The following is a 20,480-nucleotide window of genomic DNA, read 5'->3' on the forward strand; positions in this document are numbered from 1 at the left end:
CTGCGACGGCGGCCATCATCATCATGAGCCTCGTCATCATCGGCAGTGCGACGCACATCAATACACCGAGCGAGGAACGCTACTGGTATGTACAGCGTCAGGGCATCTTCGCGCTTGTCAATATCGCCTTGGCGGCGTTCCTGATGAATTTTGACTACAAGGTGCTGCAGGGCTATGGCAATAAGCTCTACATCTTCAACCTGATTCTGCTGGTCGCCGTCATGGCCGTCGGTCAGTCGGCCCTCGGTGCCCAGCGCTGGATTACGATTGGCCCCATCAGCATCCAGCCGTCGGAATTCTCGAAGCTCATCATGATCATCTCGATTGCGACGATGCTCGATGACAAAGTCGGCAAGCTCAACAGCATACGGGAGCTGCTGCCTGTCGCGGCGTATGTCGGCCTGCCGTTCCTATTGGTCCTCAAGCAGCCTGACCTCGGCACGTCGCTGGTCTTCATGGCGATATTCTTCGGCATGGTCTATGCGGCGGGCATCAATAAGAAACTGCTCGCCGGCATTTTCGCCGCAGGCATCGCGGCGTTCCCACTGTTCTGGCATTTCCTCAAGGATTACCAGAAAATGCGCCTGACGGTTTTCATGAACCCGAATGTTGACCCGCTGGGTTCTGGCTATCACATCATCCAGTCAAAAATTGCCATCGGTTCGGGCATGCTGTTCGGCAAGGGCCTGTTCGGCGGCACGCAGAGCCAGCTGAACTTCCTGCCGGAGAACCACACGGACTTTATTTTCGCCGTAGTCGGCGAGGAACTCGGCTTTGTCGGCGTGACGTTCCTGCTGCTGCTGTACCTCGTGGTACTTTGGCGCGGCATCGTGACGGCACGTGATGCGGGCGATACGTTCGGGCGCCTCTTGGCCGTCGGCATCACGTCGATGCTGGCCTTCCATGTGCTCGTCAACGTCGGCATGACGATGGGCATCATGCCGGTCACGGGTATCCCGCTGCCGCTCATGAGTTATGGCGTCAGCTCGCTGACGACGAACATCATGTCGATTGCCATTCTCTTGAACATAGAACGGCGCAAACAGAAACTCGTCTTTTAAATGGGCCTTGGGCCCGGCCTTCCCTGTTTCGATTCCCGAAGAGGGGAGGGCTTTTTCTTTTTTAGCTAGTTATATCGTACATATATTATGGAGAGAAAACGGAGGAAACAATGGTACGACTCGAACACGAAGTGCTGCAGTCCGTCCTCAAGCCGTCGCGCTATACGGGCGGCGAGTGGAATGCGGTCATCAAGGACCACACGAAAGTCGGCTGCACATGGGCTCTTGCCCTGCCGGATGTCTATGAAGTGGGCATGAGCAATCTCGGCTTAGCCATCCTTTATGAAATCCTCAACCGCCGCGAGGATATTGCCGCCGAACGCGTCTACGCGCCGTGGACGGACATGGAAGCAGAGATGCGCAAACGCCGGATGCCGCTCTTTTCGCTCGAGACGAAGACGGAAATCTCGGCATTCGACTTTGTCGGCTTCTCGCTGCAGTATGAGATGATTTACACGAACGTGCTCAATATGCTCGACCTCGCGGGCATTCCCCTTTGGGCAAAAGACCGCGGTGAGGATATGCCGTTCATCGTCGGCGGCGGTCCGTGCGTCTACAATGTTGAGCCGATTGCCGACTTCTTCGACTTTTTCATCATCGGTGAGGGCGAAGAGGTCATTGTCGAAGTATCCGATGCCCTGATGCAGTGGAAAAAAGACGGCCGTCCGGGCGGCCGCCGCGGCTTCCTCAAACGCCTGCTGCAGGTGGACGGCATCTATGTGCCATCGTTCTACGAGGCCGAATACGACGAAGAGGGCAATTACAAGGACCTGCGCCCGCTCGCTGATGAGGCAAAGTCAGTCATTTATAAGCGCGTGGTCAAGGATATGGACGAAGTGAGCTCCGTCGAACATCCTGTCGTGCCGTATATGGATATCGTGCACAACCGCATCATGCTCGAACTCTTCCGCGGCTGCTCGCGCGGCTGCCGGTTCTGTCAGGCGGGCATCTGCTACCGTCCGGCCCGTGAGCGCACGGAGAAAAATCTGCGCAAAATGGCGCGCGGTCTCGTCGACGCGACGGGCTACGACGAGATGAGTCTGACGTCTTTGTCGTCGGCCGACTATTCCTGCCTCGGCCGTCTTGTCGATGACCTCATGGACGATTTCAGGGATGAGAAAGTCAGCTTCTCTTTGCCGTCCCTGCGCATTGACAGTTTCTCCATCGACCTTGCCCATAAGATGCAGCAGGTCAGAAAATCGGGCCTGACGTTCGCGCCGGAGGCCGGCACACAGCGTCTGCGCGATGTCATCAACAAGGGCGTGACGGAAGAGAATCTCATGAAGGCCTGCGGTGCGGCGTTCCGTCAGGGCTGGAAACAGGTCAAGCTTTACTTCATGATGGGCCTGCCGACGGAGACCGACGAGGATGTCATCGGCATCGCGAAGCTCGCAAAGAAAGTCGTTGACCTCTACACCGAAATCAAGGGCAAACGCGGCTGCAAGGTCACGATTTCCGTGGCCTGCTTTGTGCCGAAGCCGTACACGCCGTTCCAGTGGTTTGGCCAGCTGCCGATTGAGGAATTTCAGCGCCGCCAGCAGCTGCTGAAAGAAAACATCACGGACCGCGCGATTACGTTCAATTACCATGATGCACGCCTTTCTGTCATTGAGGGGGTATTCGCGCGCGGTGACCGCCGCCTCGCCAAAGTCCTGTATCAGGCCTGGCAGGATGGCGCGAAATTCGATGGCTGGTCCGACCTTTACCGCGACGATGTCTGGCATGAGGCCTTCCGGAAATGCGGTGTAGACATGGGCTATTACAACATGCGCATGCGCAATTTCAACGAGCCGCTGCCATGGCTCATCACGTCGCCGGGCGTCAATCAGGAATTTCTGCTGCGGGAATGGCATCATGCGATGCGCGGGAATCTCACCGAGGACTGCCGCCGCGGACGCTGCACGGCCTGCGGCATCTGCCCAAACCTCGGCGTGCATGTCATCGACTACAAGAAACAGGAAGATGCGCGTGAACAGCAGGAAAAAGCCGCTTTGGCCGAGAAGTCTGCTCTGGCAGAGGAAAAAGAAACTGCCGGAACGCAGGAACAGGCTGCAGAGCACGACCCGAAGGGGCCGGGCCGTCAGCGTCATCTCTATGCGTGGCGTGCAGAAATCACGAAGGGCGAGGAACTCCGCTACGTTTCGCATCTCGATTATGCGAACCTCTTCCTGCGAGCCTTTGACCGCGCGAAGCTGCCGATGGCCTATTCGGAGGGCTTCAACCCGCATATGAAAGTCGCGTTTGCCTCGGCCCTGTCGCTCGGCGTCACGAGTGCGTCCGAATACATGGACTTTGAACTCACGAAGCCGCTCTGCCAGCCGGAAATCTTCGACCGCCTGCAGAACGAGCTGCCGCCGGGAGCGAAACTCCTGAAGCTGCGTGAAATCAAGGGCAAGCACAAGGCCCTGATGTCCGAGGCCGATGAGGCTGTCTACAAACTGCACGTGCCGTATGCCGGCACAGAGGCTGCCGTGAAAGCCAGTCTCAAGGCTTACGCAGAGGCTGAGACCGCCGTCTGGCACCGCGTGACGCCGAAAAAGACGCGCGATATCGAGACGAAGCAGTACATGAAACAGCCGATTGCCTTTGCCTTAAACGATGGCCAGCTCGAACTGACCATGGACATCACGATTACGCAGTCGGGCAGCGTCAAGCCGCTCGAGGTTCTCTCGCTTATCGCGAAGGATTTCGGGCTCGCTGTCAATCCGGCCGAGGCCTTGATTGAGCGTCAGGGGATTTTCGGCAAGGGGAAAAAGCTCATCGATTTAGTCTGATTTTTGGAAGAGAGGAATGGGGTGACGTTATGAAATCGATCATCGTGAATATGGTGCCCGAGGAGACCTGCATGGCTCTGCTGGAAGACGGCGAACTCGAGGCGGTGGAGGTGGAGCGTTCCTCGCATTCCCATCTTGTCGGCAATATCTATAAAGGCCGTGTGCAGAACGTCCTGCCCGGCATGCAGGCCGCGTTCGTCGACATCGGCACGGGCAAAAATGCTTTCCTATATATAGGGGACGGCCTGCCGCACGACACGATAAAATCTATGCCGCAGAATACGCGCATTCACATCGGGCAGAGTCTGCCCATTCAGATTGTCAAGGATGCCATCGGCACAAAGGGGCCGCGCGCGACGATGCATATCTCGCTGCCGGGCCGCAATGTCGTCCTGATGCCGACGGCCGCCTATATCGGCATGTCGCGACGTATTGAGGACGAGGAGGAGCGCGCCAGACTCCACGCCATTGCCGAACGCATCTGCCCTGAAGGCATGGGGCTCATCATCCGCACGGTCGCTGCCGGCCAGAGTGAGGAGAACCTCGCGGCCGATGTGCGCTATCTTGTGCGCCTCTGGGAATCCATCCTCGCGCGTTATAAACTCAAGAGCAAGGGCTCGTCGCTGCTTTACCGCGATGCCGATTTGCTCATCCGCCTCGTGCGCGACCGCTTTACCGCGGATATCGACGAGCTGGTCATTGACAGCCAGGAGGGCTACCAGCGTATCCGGAATCTCGTCGAGGCCATTTCACCGGAACTGGTCTCCCGCATTCGCTATTACGACGAGAAAACGCCGATTTTCAAGGCCTATCATATTGAAGAGGAAATCGACAAACTCGGGGCGCGCGAAGTCGAGCTCAAGTCGGGCGGCTTCCTCGTCATCGATAAGACCGAGGCCCTGACTGTCATCGATGTCAATACGGGCAAATACGTCGGTAAGACAAACCTTGGCGATACTGTCTATCAGACGAATCTCGAAGCAGCCGCGGAAATCCTCAAGCAGATTCGCCTGCGCGACATCGGCGGCATCATCATTGTCGACTTCATCGACATGGAAAAAGAGGAGCAGAAGGAAGAACTGCTGACGTATATGCGCAATCAGGTCAAACACGACCGCACGAAGACGAATATTGTCGACATCACGAGTCTCGGCCTCGTCGAAATCACGCGCAAAAAATCGCGCCAGAATATCGAGAGTATCGTTTACAGCGACTGCCCGACCTGCCACGGCCGCGGCCGCATCGAGTCTCCAGAGACCGTCTCCATCCGCATCAGCCGCGACATCCGCCGCATGGAACGCAAATCCCACGCACGCGAGGGCTACGAAATCGAAGTCCACGAGACCGTCGCCGAAGAACTGCGCCAGAATCAGCTCATGATGAACCTCGCCGCCGAATTCGGCACCGACATCAAAGTCACCGTTGTGCCGGGGATGCATCCGGAAAATTACACGATTCTGCAGCAGAGCTGAGATGTTCTAAGGAATGATACTATGAAAATCAAATCGCTTGACCATTTTGTGCTGACGACGAAAGACCTGACTGCGTGCCTTCATTTTTACCGCGATGTGCTCGGCATGCGCGTGGAAGAAAAGAATGGGCGGTATGCACTGTTCTTTGGTCGGTCAAAAATCAATATCCATCAGAAGCCAGCGGAGTTTTTGCCGGCGGCACAGAAACCACAGGCGGGCAGTCTTGACTTTTGTCTGGTGGTTGAGGATGATATCGAGGCGCTGAAGCAGGAGCTTCGCAGAAAAGGCGCCGCATTTGTGCTGGGCCCCGTGGAGCGGCATGGTGCTCGGGGTGATATGAAGAGCATTTATTTGCGGGACCCGGATGGCAATCTCGTAGAGCTTTGCCATTATGCGGATGTATAAATTGGAAAACGAAGAAGCCCGTTAGGCATCGGGGGAGATGCCTGACGGGCTTCTTTTTTCTGAGGTTATATTCTGAGGTAAGGAAGTTCTTATAAAGTGTTGGGAAATTTTCAAATGGGGGATGTTTAGAAATTCCAGCCGATGGACGTAAAGACTTTGGAACGCTTCTCGTTGTTGAAGGTAATGGACTTGCCGTTGAAGTACTTGAGCGTGAACTGGCAGTTCTTCATGAGGTTGTAGAACATGCCGGCTTCCCAGCCTTTCTGGCCTTCGTCCGCGCCATCGCCGAAGTTCGACTTGATGAGGGCATCCGGACCGAGGTAGCGGTAGCCAAGGTACGCACCAAAGAGGTGGCTGCGGTCGGCCGGAATCCATGGATTGCCGCGGAACTGCAGCTCAATGTTCCAGGCATTGTCATGGCCGCCCTGATTGCCATGAGCATACATCATCTCGAGGTTGAGGTTGCGCACGAGTTTGTAATTCAGGAGACCAGCGCCGATATGGAGCCAGTCGCCGTCGTAAGCTGCGGAACGGAACCCATAGTAACCGAGGCTGCCGTTGACTTTTTTATTGAACGTGTAGTCAAAGACGGCACCCATGATATCCTTGCGATGCGGCGTAAAATTGCCCGTATTGTAATCTTCGCCATTATCGGCACCGATATTGCCTTCCCACTTGTTGGTGGTGCTGGAATCATTCCAGCCAGCGTTATCTTTCCCGCCCCAGGCATTTTTTTTGGTGAACGTCGTGTAACGCGTTACGGTGGCATCGTGTTTGCGGACGAAGTCGCCGTAGTAATTGCCGTCTTTTAGTTTATAAGTCTGCTTGGCAACTGTTCCGTCTGTACCATCGACCCAGCCATTCCATGTACCGTTCCAGTCAACGAGAGAGGAGCCTACGCCCATATCCCAGTCTTTGACATCGAGACGGCCGCCGAAGATATGCGTGGCATAATTTTTGCCCCAGTGTTCGGCCGAAGCACCTTTGACGTTGGCATCGTTGACAAACCCATTCATAGTCCAAGGCTGGAAGTCACCGAGTTTGACGTACTGACCGGTCTTGCCGAGATTGCCTTCGACCCAGACCTTATCGAGGCGGTTTTCATTGGAGCGGGAATCGCCGCCGTTCCATGTATCCGGGATATCGCGCTCGTCGTTAAAACCCTGTCCTTTCGAGCCGCCCGAACCGTCGGACCCCCATTTCGTTACGATGGCAGCATGTGCCGTCCAGTCACTGCCCGGAATCTTGGCAGCCATATTGAGGTCGAATTCTTTTTCATACCAGGGAGAGCCGCCCGACTTACGCTGTTTATTATCATCGTAGGCCTGATATTTCTTCTGATACTTCTGCATGAAGCTGCCCGACCACTTGACATTGTCGGAATTGCGTTCGAGGTTGGCGACGCGGACGCCGAGGTTATTGAGTTCATCGCTGAACTCGGAAGATAATTTATCAATGAGTGCTTTGTCGGTACTGCTGATATCCTGCTTGGCCATGGCCTTGGCGATCATCTGCGCCATTTCGTAGCGCGTAATTTTCTTATTGCCCTGGAACGTGCTGTCACCGTATCCCTCGATGACGCCGTCTTTGGCGAGCTGGCTCACAGCATCATAGGCCCAGTGGTCTGCCGGAACGTCGGAAAATGGATTGGCTGCAGCAAAGCAGGAGCTGGCCGAGGTTACGACCAGTGCCGACATAGCGGCGGCAAGCATATGTTTCTTCTTCATCGTCTTTCCCCCTAAGGTTTCTCTTCTCTGTATAGAATGACTAAGGAACAATAGAAATTCTCATACAGCAATAATCTGTTTATCCCTTGCAGTTTATTGCTTATTCAGATAATACAATAAAGTCGTGCGGATTGTCAACATAAAATATATCTTTTTAAAACTAAAAACATCTGTTTAACAGCTGAATAAGGGGAGGAAAATGCGGCCTTATATGGAAGGAAATATAAATAAAATTTTATTTAGAAATAAAAGTAATATCTTTTTATTGACAAAAGAACGGTCAATATGTATAATGTAATCGATAAAAAAGACGATGAAGGAATTCTCAAGTATAGTAAATATCAGGAAAATCATGATAGGGTATAAGGAGTGTTTGTCATGCGTTTGTCATCTTTAAAGAAAACAATGCCGTTGGTTCTTTCTGCAGCCATGGCTGTGAGCTTTGCCGTTCCGGGAGCGAACCTGCCGGCTTTGGAACATACGCCGCTGGCGCCGGCCGTTGCTTCGGCTGCCATCACAAAGACGTGGGATTTCTCGAAGAGCATTGGTGCCTGGCAGTATTTCGGCAATTACAATTACGACAGCACGGCCTCGGCTGTGTATGACCCGGCTTTCGGCGGCTCGCTGAAGCTTACGGTCGACTACTCGAAGGACAGGGACGAGACCTGGAGCGAAGTCAAATTGTCTGACCCGACGATTTCCAAGGCTGCACCGATTTCCGTCTCGAACTGCAATGTTGTGGAGTTTGACCTTTACTATGACCCAGCGAAAATTTCCGGCGACAGCGTGTTCAAGGTCAAGGTCTATGCCAAAGACGACAAGGATGATGAAGTCATCAACGACCTCGCCGATGATATCGGCATGAGCCGTGCAAAACCAGTCGAAGGCTCGAACCTCAAGCGTGTTCATGTCAAAGTGCCTTTGATGGATACGTATTCGGGCAAGATCAGTCATCTGGAAGTCAGCCTCGTCAGCTATCTCTCCGGCTATAAGGGAGATGTGTATATCAACAATCTCCAGATGTAAACGGGCAATGAAAAGAGACTGTCACGGCAGAAGCGCGTGGCAGCCTTTTTGCACCATGAATTATGACATGAACGATGATGTGCTGTTTTTAAAAGAGGGGAACCCTATGCAGAATCGATTTTTGAAGAGAATCATCCCGCTGACGTTATCGGCGGGCATGATTTTTTCGGTGCCGGCTGTCGTGCCGCAGTATGCACCGGCATTTTGCCAGAGTCAGGTACAGGCCGCAGCGAAAGGCATGAGCTGGAATTTCACGAAGGACCTCGAGGGCTGGAAATACGGCGGCAAATGGGCTTATAAGGGCAAACCGGCTGTGAACTGGTCAAACGAATTCGGCGGTACAATTAAGCTTGATCTCGATTACACGCCGACGGCAGACCAGAGCTGGTCGGAAGTCAAACTGGAATACGCCAAGGCGGCGAACAGCCCCATTAGTCTTGCGGGCTGCAACGTACTGAGCTATGATTTGTATTTCAATCCCCAGGCTATGACGGCCGGCTCTTTTAAGACAAAAGTCTATGCCAAAGATACTTCCGGCAAAGAAGTCATCAATACTGCCCCAGAGATTGACCTCAGCAAGGCACGCGATGCCGGCAATGGCATGAAGGTCGTTACGGTCCAAGTGGCGTTCCAGCCGGTCAAGGAAAAACTCAATTACTTCATGTTCAGCATTGTCGGCTCGAATACGGATTATAAGGGAGCCGTATATGTAGGCAAGGTTTCGGCCCATTATGTCAAGCTGCCGGACGGCTATGTCAATAAGACGGAAAAAGTCGCCAAACAGCAGACGGTAGAGCCAACGTCACTGGCGACGCCGGCAGATGTCAAACTTGTCGATGGCAAAGCCTCGGAACGCACAGCCCAGATGTATGCGTATTTAAAGGGAATTGCCGATTCGCAGTACGTGCTTTACGGCCATCAAAACGAGCTTCACAAGAAAGTCAGCACTCTGCCGGGCAAGTCGGATACGTATGATATGGTCAGGGATTTGTCCGCTGTCATCGGTGTTGACGGTCTTGCGCTTACGGGCGATGAGCTCTCGCTGACGGATGCCGAAAAAGCGGCAGGTGTGACGTATGCGGAAAAACTTGCCAATCTCGTCATTCCGGCCGGACAGAAAGGCGCCGTCATCACGATGTCCTGTCATATGCCAAATTTTGACCTTGTCTCGAAAAAGCCAAAGGTCGATGGCAAGTATGATTACAGCACGTATTCGCCAAATGTCACTTCGGGGGATGTCGTGCGCCGCATTCTGCCGGGCGGCGACCTCAACGGCGTGTTCAACGGCTATCTCGACATGGTCGCGGATTTTGCCGGACGTCTGCAGGCTGCCAATGTTCCGATTGTCTTCCGTCCGTTCCATGAAAACAACGGCAGTTGGTTCTGGTGGGGCGCTGCTTACTGCACATCAAGCGAATACAAGAACCTTTACCGTTATACGGTAGAGTACCTGCGCGATAAGAAGGGGCTGCACAATCTGCTCTATACTTATTCTCCGGGCGGTCCATTTGCCGATACGGCCGATTATGCTTCACGTTACCCGGGCGATGGCTATATCGATATTGTCGGCTTTGATATGTATCATCGCGACCCGGCGAAACAGGATGACTGGATGAAGGGTTTTGATGATACGATGAAAGTTGTTGACGATTTCGCTGCAGCTCATCATAAACTTGCGGCTGTCACGGAAGCCGGCATCCTCGTCGGCAATAAGGGCGGCGCACTGGCCAAAACAGGCAATCAGCGTCCGGACTGGTTCGAGGAAGCTTTAAAGAAAATTTCCCCGCATAAGATGGCTTATTTCATGACATGGTCGAATTTCAGCGAGGATAACTTCGATGAGCCGTATATGGTCACCAATAAGCGCGGTCATGAGATGGTCAACAATTTTATCAAGTTCTACAATGATCCGGATTCCATTTTTGCCGGACAGATTGGCGATTACGGCAAGCTCAATGTCAAGATTGAGTCGGCCATGGCTAAGGATGGCTATTTACTCACTCCGGACGCCATGACGCGTATTTTAGCACCGGTCCAGCTCAAAGCAAAATTGACAGGCAGCTGCCAGAATGCCGCTTTTATCCTGCAGCGCAAAGACGGCACAGCGGCAGCCACGATTCCTGCAGCCATTCAGGACGGTTATGCGACAGCAGAACTTTCTGCCGATAACCTCGCCGCCATGGGGAAAACTGTAGGCAGGGTGGCTTTGACGGTCGACGGGCAGCAGACGGATGACGTACAAGTCCTCTACAATATGCCGGCACCGGTACCAAATCCTGCCATGGTTGACAATTTTGAGAACTATTACGGTGACAATGGACTGCTCAAGGGCTCGTATTCGACGAACTGCGGCGCCGGCTGCAGCGTGGATGTGACGCTCAGCAGGGAACATGAAGAAGGGGAAACAGGACTTCGCTATCATTATAAGATTACGAAGGGCGGTTATGCCGGTATTATCAAGAGCCTCAAGGGTGTTGACTGGTCATCCTATACAGGGGTAAAGTTCTGGGTTAAGCCGGATGGCAAGGCTCAGAAGCTTATTTGTCAGCTCAACAGCAACGGCGAAGATTTTGAAGTCAATCTGACGAATGTCGCAGCCAGCACAGAACCGCAGCTTGTGACCATTCCGTTCAGCGAGTTCAAAGGGAAAAATGGCGGCAAACTCGATACCTATGCTATCCAGCATTTTGCCCTTTACTGCAATACAATTGGCGATGAACCGGTTGAGTCGGACTTTTATTTCGACGATATCCATGCCGTAAAATAAATAAAGATATATGTTTTGTCGAGTTCTTTTAAATATGTAATCTTTTTATAAACTAAAAGATATAATATTATTGACACGAGCAGGGCTGTCTCTTATAATGAAGACAAGAGAAATCACATGATTGCTTAAAACAGGGGGATGAGGGACTTGTATCCAATGAAACTGCAGGCGCCGCTCAAGGACTATATTTGGGGCGGTACGAAACTCAAGACGGATTACGGCAAGAAAACGGATCTCGACAAGGTATCGGAATCGTGGGAACTCGCCTGCCATAAGGACGGCATGAGCATCATCGAGAATGGTCCTGAGGCCGGACGCACGCTCAAGGCTTATCTTGATGAGGCAGGTCCTGAGGTTCTTGGCGAGCATGCGAAGAAATTCCCGTATTTCCCACTGCTCATCAAGCTCATCGATGCCAAGGATAATCTTTCCGTGCAGGTGCATCCGGACAATGACTACGCCATGCGCGTTGAAGGCGAGTTCGGCAAGACGGAGATGTGGTACATCGTTGACTGTGAGCCGGGCGCCACGCTGATTTACGGCTTTAAGAACAAGATTTCGAAGGAAGAGTTTGCAAAGCGCATTGCCGACAATACACTGCTCGAGGTCTGCAATCAGGTCCCTGTGCACAAAGGCGATGTTTTCTTCATCGCTTCGGGCACGCTGCATGCCATTGGCAAGGGCATCATCATCTGCGAGATTCAGCAGAATTCCAACACGACGTACCGCGTTTATGATTACGGCCGTGTGGGCAAGGACGGCAAGCCGCGTGAGCTGCATGTCAAGAAGGCCATTGATGTGACGAATCTCGAACCTGTCAAAGAACGTCCGCATCTTGACGCCGTGCTCGATATTTTTGAGGGGACCAGGGCACGCCTGCTGGCGGCCTGCGAATACTTTACGGTTTATGAGCTCGAAGTCGATGGCACGAGCCATCTGACGGCCGGCAAAGATTCGTTCCAGAGCTTTACGGTGCTCGAGGGCGAAGTGACGCTCAAGGCCGGCAGTGACGAACTCGTCTTTAAGAAGGGCGAATCGTCCTTCCTGCCGGCAGGTCTTGGCCATTATACCCTGACGGGCGAAGCCAGCCTGATCCTCAGTAAAGTCTAAAGTTCTTTTGTCATTTTTCTGGCAGCAGTTTCTTTTCGGAAGCTGTTGCTATTTTTATAGCTCTTTTCAAAATAAAAGACATGTTTTTATTGACATAAAATAAATGCTTTACTATAATAGAAAAAGAGAGAAAAATAAGAACACCTTAAAAATGGGAGGAAATGAGGATGAATAAAAAGTATTTACGCCTTGCGGCAGCCTGCGCCTGCCTGTCGCTGATGCCGGCAGCGGCGTTTGCAAATCCAGTGACGGATGCCGATGACCCAGCCTATGTGGAACGCACGGCTCAGCCGGATGCAGCGAAGGCCAAGGCGGAAGCACCAACCATCGGGCAGCTCGCGCCGCTTGTCAATGAAAAGCTCATGCCGGCTGATAAAAAGGCTACGAAGGATGCTGTCGGTCTTTACCGCTATCTCGATGCTGTCGGCAAAAGCGGCTATGTCATCTACGGTCATGAAAATGACGCGCATCATAAGATGTTCCGTCCGGAGGGCGGCAGCGAGTCCGATACGAAGGATGTCACGGGCTCTCTGGCTGGCATGACAGGCTTTGATGCCCTTTCGTTTACGGGCGATGAGCTGCGCCTTACCGATGTCGAGGCCAATATGGGCGTGACCTGTGTGGACCGCATGGTCGATATCACGACGAAAGCGGCTAAGGAAGGTTCGATTCTGACGCTTTCGATGCATATGCCGAATTTTGACCTTGTCGCCAAGAAGGCCAAGGTCACGGGCAAAGTCGACTACAGCGGTTATTCGCCGAATATAATGGAAGGAAATGTCGCTCACCGCATCCTGCCGGGCGGCGACCTCAATACGATTTTTAATGGCTACCTCGATATGGTGGCCGATTATGGCCTGCGCATGCAGAAACAGGGGATTCCGGTCATTTTCCGTCCTTTGCACGAACATAATGGCTATTGGTTCTGGTGGGGTGCGAAAAATACTTCGGCACAGGATTTCCAGAAACTTTGGGAGTACACGGTTACGTATCTGCGCGATAAGAAGGGGGTTCATAACTTCCTCTATGCGTATTCGCCAAACGGCCCGTTCACCTCGGAAGAGGATTATCTGACGCGTTACCCGGGCGATGCGTGGGTTGACATTATGGGCATCGACACCTATGATGATAATCAGACAGGGGAGTATTTCACGAATCTCGATACGTCTCTCGGCATCATGCAGCAGGCCGCAGCTAAGCATGGCAAAATCATTGCCCTGACCGAGGCCGGCGTGCGTCAGGGCGGCAGTTTGGCTGTTTCGGGCAATACGGACAAGAAGTGGTTCAGCGAAGTGGCGGCCGTGGCCGAGAAACATCATGTCCCGTATTTCATGACGTGGGCGAATTTCGAGAAACTGCCGCACAATTTCTTTGCGCCGTACATGGTCAGCAAGACGCGCGGCCACGAGATGATCAACGACTTTGTCAATTTCTACAATGAAAAAGGCACGCTGTTCGCAGATGGCATTGCGGACTACCGTGCTTTCGGTAAATAAGATCTGGAACAAACAATGAGGTGAAGGGATTATGGCAATTCTGGCATTCGATGTGGGCGGCAGCAGCGTCAAGTACGCTGTGGTCAAGAAAGACGGTACCATCGGTGAAAAAGGCTCATTCAAGACACCTGCGGATTTGGAAGGCTTTTATAAGGGGCTTCAGCAGGTAAAAGAAAAATTGGCGTCAGAGCATAAAATCCGCGGTGCGGCGTTCTCAATGCCCGGTGCCGTCGATGACGAGCGCGGCATCATCGGGGGCGCCAGCGCCATCCCGTATATCCACGATTTTACCATCAAGAAGGCTCTGGAAAAAATCCTTGAACTGCCTGTCACGATGGAAAACGATGCGAACTGTGCAGCCCTTGGTGAAGTCTGGCTCGGTGCTGCTAAGGACAAGAAGGATGTGGCTTTTCTTGTCATCGGCAGCGGCGTTGGCGGCGCTCTCGTCAAGAACGGCCATATCCATCATGGCGCCCATCTTCATGGCGGCGAATTCGGCTTTATGGTTGTGGATGAGGAAGGTACGATTCTCAGCGAAGCAGCTTCAACGGAAAATATGGTACGTCATTGTGAGCAGATGAAAGGGGCGGCCGCAGGCAGCCTTGACGGCAAAAAGGTCTTTGCCATGGCCGATGATGGCGATGCCGATGCCAAACTCGCCATCAAACAAATGATCGAGCAGCTTGCACGTGCCATCTACAATATTCAGTATTCGTACGACCCTGAATGCTTTGTCATCGGCGGCGGCATCAGTGCACGCGAAGACTTTGTGCCGGCCATCGATGCGGCCGTCAATAAAATCCTCGAGAAAGTCCGCATTGCCCGCGTCCGTCCTGACGTGCGTCAGGCGAAGTTTGGCAACGATGCGAACCTGCTCGGTGCCGTATATCATTTTTTGCAGCATAAATAAACTGCGCCCTTATAAAATATTGCTCTGTATGCCGGCTGCTTTTGCAGCCGGCATTTTTTGTACTGTTTTCGTAATATGATTTTTTATTTCATTTTTCTTGCAAAAAAAACGGATATGCTCTATAATTTAAATAAATGATATAACTTATTAAGAGGAATGTGTGTTATGGTAAAATATCAGGAAATAGCAAATGAGCTGCGTTCGCAGATTCAGGCCGGAGTCTATAAGTCCGGCGAGCAGCTGGCACTGGAGCGCGAAATGTGCGAGCAGTACGGCGTCAGCCGCATCACCATCAAAAAGGCTGTGGATCAGCTGGTTAAGGAGGGACTCGTCGTCAAGCGCCGCGGTTCGGGGACCTTCGTCAAGAGCCTTGGCAATCAGGATGTACATGATATCAGCATGGCCAATCAGTTCTCGGGATTTTCCAAAACGTTTGAGGGCCATAAAGTCGAGACGAAGGTCTTGCGTTTCGATATCATTCATCCGGCACAGGAAGTCGCGGAAAAGCTCAATATCACGACGGATGATTTTGTCTATGATATCGTGCGTCTGCGCCAGCTCGACGGGCGCCCCGTCGTCATCGAATACACGCAGATGCCGATTGAGCTGATTCCGGGAATTAAGCGTGAAGTTCTGGAAAAGTCCATTTACGGGTACATTGAAAAGACGCTCCATTTCAAGATCCAGTCGGCTCATCGGTTTATCCGCGCGCTGATGCCAACGGAGGAAGAAGAGAAGTTCCTACATATTCAGCATGGCAAACTGCCGATCCTTGAGGTCGAACAGATTGCCTTCCTCGATGACGGCCGTGCTTTTGAGTATTCAAAGGCCCATCATCGCGGCGATGAGCAGGCTTTTCGCGTGGTCAGTATCCGTTAAGGGGCAGCACCTCATACAAACGACAGAAGGGATAACATTGCTTTTCCTTTCTGTCGTTTTTTATAATATATCATTTTAAAATTTTTCTTTACCATGTTTATAATTAATTTACAAAAAGACATAACTTTTTGTTGACAAGAGCGATACAAGACAGTATAATAAGAACTGTAAAAAGGAAAGGGAATCAAGCAGAAATGCTTTACGAAACAGGAGGAATCATCATGAAAAACATTTATCTCGTATGCAATGCCGGTATGTCGACGTCGATTCTGGTCAAGAAGATGCAGGAAGCTGCCAAGAAAAAGGGCCTCGATGATGTTCATGTCGAAGCGTTCTCGGTTGAGATCCTCGATGAGCGTGTAGACACGGCCGATGCCGTCCTGCTTGGACCGCAGATCCGCCATATGCTCGGCGATGTCAAGAAAATCGTCAACGGCAAATGCCCGGTCGATGTTGTCGATATGCGTGACTACGGCATGATCCGCGGCGATAAGGTCCTCGATAAAGCGCTGAAGATGATTGATGCCAAATAATCCGGCTGAGGAATTTGCGTGTCAGTCAACGGACAGGTCTGACAAATGAATCGGAAGGACAGAAGACGGCAGCGTGGGAAAGTCCTGCCGGGGGCAGCAGGCTCCCTCGCTGGTCCGTCCGCCCCTTTCGAAGGAATAATACTTTCGGAATAATCAGGAAATATATAATAGTTTACTGAATATTATTAGGGAGAAAAGGGAAATGAACTCTGTAATTGAAAAATTTGAGAGCGTCATGATGCCAATTGCCGGCAAGATTTCCGGCAATCGCTATCTGCTCGCGATGCGTGATGCGTTCTCCATGCTTTTGCCGTTTATCATCGTCGGTTCGTTCTTCGGCATCGTGGAATGGGTTATCCTCGATCCATGGGGCACGATCATGGGCCCGGATGGCATGAACCTCGGTCAGGTATTCACGGGCCTCGATCCGAAGAGCGATGCCTATAAGGCTTCGGCTTTCGTCTCGACCCTGCAGATCATTCAAGGCCTCTGCAACAATGTCGTTACGGTCGGCTTCGGCATCTTCTCGTTCATGCTCGTCGCTGCCTTTGCTTACCGTCTTGGCACGATCTGGGGCGGGGACCCGTTCTCGACGGCCCTGACGGCTATCGGCGCTTTCATCATCGTGACGCCGGGCCAGGTCATCGGTAAGGCCGGTGATAAGATCGGTGCTTTTGGACTCGATTATTTTGGCAATAAGGCTGTTTTGACGGCTATCATCGTCGCAACCGTTGCTTCGTGGCTTTTCGTCAAACTCTCGAAAAACGAGAAGATCCGCATCAAGATGCCGGAGACCGTACCGCCGGCTGTATCGAATTCTTTCGCCGTCCTCGTGCCGGTTTTTGTCACGCTGTCTGTTTTCACGGTCTTTGCCACGATTCTCTCGGTTGGCAATTTCATGGGCAAGACAGCCCTGAATGACCTCATTTATGCCCTGATTCAGGCACCGCTCATGGGCTTTTCGCAGGGCCTCGGCTTCTCCATCCTCTACCAGTTCATCGTTTGGTTCTTCTGGTGGTTTGGTATTCACGGCCACAATGTCACGGCTGCTATCCAGAACATGGTTTACATGCCGGCACAGCTTGCCAATCAGGCCGGCGATGCGTCGTATGTTTTCTCGAACGGCTTCTTTGAAGAACTCACGCTGCTGCAGGTCATGGGTCTCGTACTCGCCATCTTCATCTTCTCGAAGAAAGCAAGCTGGCGCGCTGTCGCGAAAGTCGGTTTTCCGGCGATGCTCTTCAATATTCAGGAGCCAATCGCCTTTGGTCTGCCGATTGTCCTGAACCCGATTCTTTTGATCCCGTACAATCCCGTACATTTTTGCGCCAATTGCCAATACGATCATCGGCTGGCTGGCCATCTCGACGGGGATTGTACCAATCTTTAAATACGTCGTGCCGTGGACAATGCCTTCGTTCTTCGGCGGCCTCATCGGTACCGGCTCCATAAGCGGCGGTCTCCTGCAGCTCGTCTGTATCGCAGCGGATGTCTGCATTTACGCACCGTTTGTCATCGCGGCCAATAAGATAAAGGACGAAGAGGAAGAAGAGGAAGAAGACGCAGCTTAAGTCAAACAGCAGCTGTAGAAGATTTATATAGGAAGCAAAGGAGTATTCATATCATGGATGAAAAAACAGTAGAACAGTCGATGCAGCTGATTCTGCATTCCGGCACGGGTCGTTCGATGGTCATCGAAGCCATTCAGAATCTCGCGAAAGACCACGATATCGAGAAAGCACGCAAGCAGATTGAAGATGCCGGCAAGGAAATCGGCCAGGCTCATGACATTCAGACGGCCATGATGTCGGCGGAATGCGATGGGCACCCTGTCGAGAAATCCATCCTGCTCATTCATGCCCAGGATCATTTCATGACGTCTCTTGCCGTACGCGACATGGCCAAACTCATGGTAGACCTCTACGAAGATTTGAAAAAGTGATTTGAAGAAATAAGGAGCGATCAGCGTGATTGCACATAAGTTTCCAGAAGGCTTCTGGTGGGGAGCCGCCACGTCCGGTCCGCAGTCGGAAGGACGTTTCCATAAAGCCCATCGCAATGTATTTGATTACTGGTATGATACGGACCCCAAGGCCTTTTTTAACGAGGTTGGCCCTAATGTCGCCTCGAACTTCTACAATGATTATGAGGATGATATCCGCCTGATGAAGGAGACGGGGCTCAACTCCGTGCGCACGTCCATCCAGTGGTCGCGCCTCATCAAGGATTTTGAGACGGGTGAGACGGATCCGGAGGCCGTGAGCTTCTACAATCATGTCATCGATGCGTTTATAAAGAATGGCATTCGTCCGATTATCAATCTTCATCATTTTGATCTGCCGGTTGAGCTTTATCAGAAATACGGCGGCTGGACGAGCAAACACGTTGTGGACCTCTTTGCCATCTATGCCAAGCGCTGCTTTGAGCTCTTCGGCGACCGCGTCAAGGATTGGACGACGTTCAATGAGCCGATGGTCGTAGCCGAAGGCGAATACATGTATCAGTTCCATTATCCGCTGCTCGTTGATGGCAAAAAAGCCGTACAGTGCATCTTTAATCTCAATCTGGCTTCGGCTAAGGCCATCAAGATTTTCCATGAGACGGAATGCGCGCGCCTCGGCGGCCGCATCGGCATCGTCATCAACCTGACGCCTGCTTATCCGCGCTCCGAGGACCCTGCTGATGTAGCAGCTGCAGACTTTGCGGAGACGTTCAAGAACAAGTCGTTCCTCGATCCGGCTGTCAAGGGCGTTTTCCCAGAGAAGCTCGTTGAAGTGTTGACGCGCGACGGCGTACTTTGGGAAGCGACGGCTGACGAGATGAAGACGATTCATGACAATACGGTCGACTTCCTCGGCGTCAATTACTATCAGCCGTTCCGCGCCAAGGCTAAAGAATCCAAGTTCGACGGTTCGCATGGCTGGCTGCCGGATAAGTACTTTGATACATACGAAATGCCGGGCCGCCGCATGAATCCGTACCGCGGCTGGGAAATTTATCCGAAGGCCATCTACGATGTTGCCATCAACGTCCGCGATAACTACGGCAATATTCCGTGGTATATCTCCGAAAACGGCATGGGGGTGGAAGGCGAGGAGAAGTTTATCGGTGAAGATGGCGTCATTGCCGACGATTACCGCATTGACTTCATCCGTGAGCATCTGGAATGGCTGCACAAGGGCATTCAGGAAGGCTCGAACTGTTTTGGCTACCATCTCTGGACGCCGATTGACTGCTGGTCCTGGTCCAATGCCTACAAGAACCGCTATGGCCTCATCGCGCTTGACCTCGTCACACAGAAAAAAACCATTAAGAAGTCGGGCCGCTGGTTCCGCGGGCTTGCAGAAAATAATGGTTTCTGATAACGTATCCACTTTTGTCTGAGCATCCCTCTCTTATAAAGACAAAATATATGCAAAAAGCCTCAAACCATGGTGAATCATGCATCATGCACCATGGTTTGAGGCCTTTTGTCGTTTGCAGTTTGTAATTTATAAGTTGTTTCAGTTTTCTTTTTGACTGCTGTCCGTATTATCGCCGTCTGCTGTTTCTTCCGGCAGGGCGAGGTAGCTGCGGATGGCCGCGATTTCATCGGCAATGAAGAGTGCCGATGGGGATTCGCGAATCATGACGGCCTGCAGCATCCGGCTCTGTTCTTCCTGATCATCTGTGTGCAGATTCGCAGGATCTGCAGCAGCGCGTGTCAGGGCAATGGCACGGTGCTGGGCATCGGCATAGTCATGAGTCTTGCGCACGAGTTCGATGGACTGGTCGTAGCAGTAGTCGTTGAGTTCGAGGGGCGGTGTGCGTCCGGCAATGCGGTCTTCGAGTGCCTGACTGTCCTTTTCGAGTTGGGCAAGGCGCAGATACGTCGTCTGGATGCTGATGATGTCGTCGTGGAAATCCGAGAGGATCTTATGATACCGCTGCCAGTTATGGTCAAGGTCATCGATATCCTTTTGGCAGCCTTCGTACCAAACGGCAAATATTTGCTGCTGCTGCTGCCTGTCTTCGCGTTCCTGCTGACTGATGACGATGTCATTGCTGTGATGCGGTGAAGGCCAGACAAAAAAGACAATGGCGCTCGCTGCACAGAGGACGAGAAAAAAACAGAAGAAAATCCTGCGGCTCGGTATATAATGGTAGAGAAGTGCAAGCAGCAGGATGGCGACGATGGCCCCTATATAAATGAGCATGGTCTTACCTCCGAAAATTCATTTCTTACTGTTATTCTAACAAATAGGAGCGGGAAAGACAATGGCGCAAGTCTTGCAGGGAAGCGGGGAACGCGTTATACTGTGTTCGTTAAGGATGTGATAA

17 protein-coding genes are annotated in these 20,480 nt (G+C 52.2%); 15 read left to right on the forward strand and 2 right to left on the reverse strand.

Annotated elements, in window-relative coordinates; genetic code table 11:
* The 4 genes from rodA to ACI4OH_RS08195 all read left to right on the forward strand — a co-directional run.
* A partial coding sequence (gene rodA / locus ACI4OH_RS08180) for a rod shape-determining protein RodA (RefSeq protein WP_439784574.1) occupies positions 1-1,061 on the forward strand: 1,061 nt, incomplete at its 5' end.
* A 110-nt stretch (positions 1,062-1,171) separates the two neighbouring features.
* Positions 1,172-3,835, forward strand: a complete 2,664-nt coding sequence (locus ACI4OH_RS08185) for a TIGR03960 family B12-binding radical SAM protein (protein WP_439784575.1) — start codon at positions 1,172-1,174, stop codon at positions 3,833-3,835.
* Between the two features lie 29 nt (positions 3,836-3,864).
* On the forward strand, positions 3,865-5,307 hold the full coding sequence (locus ACI4OH_RS08190; protein WP_439784576.1) for an Rne/Rng family ribonuclease: 1,443 nt from the start codon (positions 3,865-3,867) through the stop codon (positions 5,305-5,307).
* Between the two features lie 21 nt (positions 5,308-5,328).
* Positions 5,329-5,712, forward strand: coding sequence for a VOC family protein (locus tag ACI4OH_RS08195; protein WP_439784577.1), 384 nt, complete (start codon positions 5,329-5,331; stop codon positions 5,710-5,712).
* A gap of 125 nt (positions 5,713-5,837) precedes the next feature.
* Here ACI4OH_RS08195 and ACI4OH_RS08200 read toward each other — a convergent pair whose 3' ends face one another.
* Entirely contained in the window at positions 5,838-7,439 is a 1,602-nt protein-coding gene (locus ACI4OH_RS08200) for an S-layer homology domain-containing protein (protein ID WP_439784578.1), read from the reverse strand.
* A gap of 378 nt (positions 7,440-7,817) precedes the next feature.
* Between ACI4OH_RS08200 and ACI4OH_RS08205 the strand changes: the two genes are divergently transcribed.
* The 11 genes from ACI4OH_RS08205 (at position 7,818) to ACI4OH_RS08255 (ending at position 19,522) form a co-directional block, all read left to right on the forward strand.
* Positions 7,818-8,465 (forward strand): hypothetical protein, encoded by a 648-nt coding sequence (locus ACI4OH_RS08205; protein WP_439784579.1) that lies wholly within the window; start codon positions 7,818-7,820, stop codon positions 8,463-8,465.
* Positions 8,466-8,571: 106 nt separating this feature from the next.
* On the forward strand, positions 8,572-11,232 hold the full coding sequence (locus ACI4OH_RS08210; RefSeq protein WP_439784580.1) for a glycosyl hydrolase: 2,661 nt from the start codon (positions 8,572-8,574) through the stop codon (positions 11,230-11,232).
* Between the two features lie 156 nt (positions 11,233-11,388).
* Positions 11,389-12,342 carry a type I phosphomannose isomerase catalytic subunit gene (locus ACI4OH_RS08215; protein WP_432647100.1) on the forward strand — a complete coding sequence of 318 codons (954 nt, stop codon included), beginning with the start codon at positions 11,389-11,391 and terminating at the stop codon, positions 12,340-12,342.
* A 167-nt stretch (positions 12,343-12,509) separates the two neighbouring features.
* Positions 12,510-13,838, forward strand: coding sequence for a glycoside hydrolase family 26 protein (locus tag ACI4OH_RS08220; protein ID WP_435720837.1), 1,329 nt, complete (start codon positions 12,510-12,512; stop codon positions 13,836-13,838).
* Positions 13,839-13,869: 31 nt separating this feature from the next.
* Entirely contained in the window at positions 13,870-14,748 is an 879-nt protein-coding gene (locus ACI4OH_RS08225; RefSeq protein WP_435720836.1) for an ROK family protein, read from the forward strand.
* Positions 14,749-14,913: 165 nt separating this feature from the next.
* Positions 14,914-15,627, forward strand: coding sequence for a GntR family transcriptional regulator (locus ACI4OH_RS08230; protein ID WP_432647090.1), 714 nt, complete (start codon positions 14,914-14,916; stop codon positions 15,625-15,627).
* 221 nt (positions 15,628-15,848) lie between these two features.
* Positions 15,849-16,160, forward strand: coding sequence for a PTS sugar transporter subunit IIB (locus ACI4OH_RS08235; protein ID WP_432647091.1), 312 nt, complete (start codon positions 15,849-15,851; stop codon positions 16,158-16,160).
* A gap of 202 nt (positions 16,161-16,362) precedes the next feature.
* Positions 16,363-17,550 (forward strand): PTS sugar transporter subunit IIC, encoded by a 1,188-nt coding sequence (locus tag ACI4OH_RS08240; protein ID WP_435720835.1) that lies wholly within the window; start codon positions 16,363-16,365, stop codon positions 17,548-17,550.
* Between the two features lie 7 nt (positions 17,551-17,557).
* On the forward strand, positions 17,558-17,731 hold the full coding sequence (locus tag ACI4OH_RS08245; protein WP_435720834.1) for a hypothetical protein: 174 nt from the start codon (positions 17,558-17,560) through the stop codon (positions 17,729-17,731).
* Between the two features lie 53 nt (positions 17,732-17,784).
* Positions 17,785-18,102: a PTS lactose/cellobiose transporter subunit IIA gene (locus ACI4OH_RS08250; protein ID WP_435720833.1), complete on the forward strand. Its 318-nt coding sequence runs from the start codon at positions 17,785-17,787 to the stop codon at positions 18,100-18,102.
* Positions 18,103-18,127: 25 nt separating this feature from the next.
* Positions 18,128-19,522, forward strand: coding sequence for a glycoside hydrolase family 1 protein (locus ACI4OH_RS08255; RefSeq protein WP_435720832.1), 1,395 nt, complete (start codon positions 18,128-18,130; stop codon positions 19,520-19,522).
* A 141-nt stretch (positions 19,523-19,663) separates the two neighbouring features.
* Here ACI4OH_RS08255 and ACI4OH_RS08260 read toward each other — a convergent pair whose 3' ends face one another.
* Positions 19,664-20,356: a hypothetical protein gene (locus ACI4OH_RS08260; RefSeq protein WP_435720831.1), complete on the reverse strand. Its 693-nt coding sequence runs from the start codon at positions 20,354-20,356 to the stop codon at positions 19,664-19,666.
* Between the last annotated feature and the right edge of the window lie 124 nt (positions 20,357-20,480).

Source organism: Mitsuokella apri, from assembly GCF_051886055.1.
Classification (GTDB): Bacteria; Bacillota; Negativicutes; order Selenomonadales; family Selenomonadaceae; genus Mitsuokella.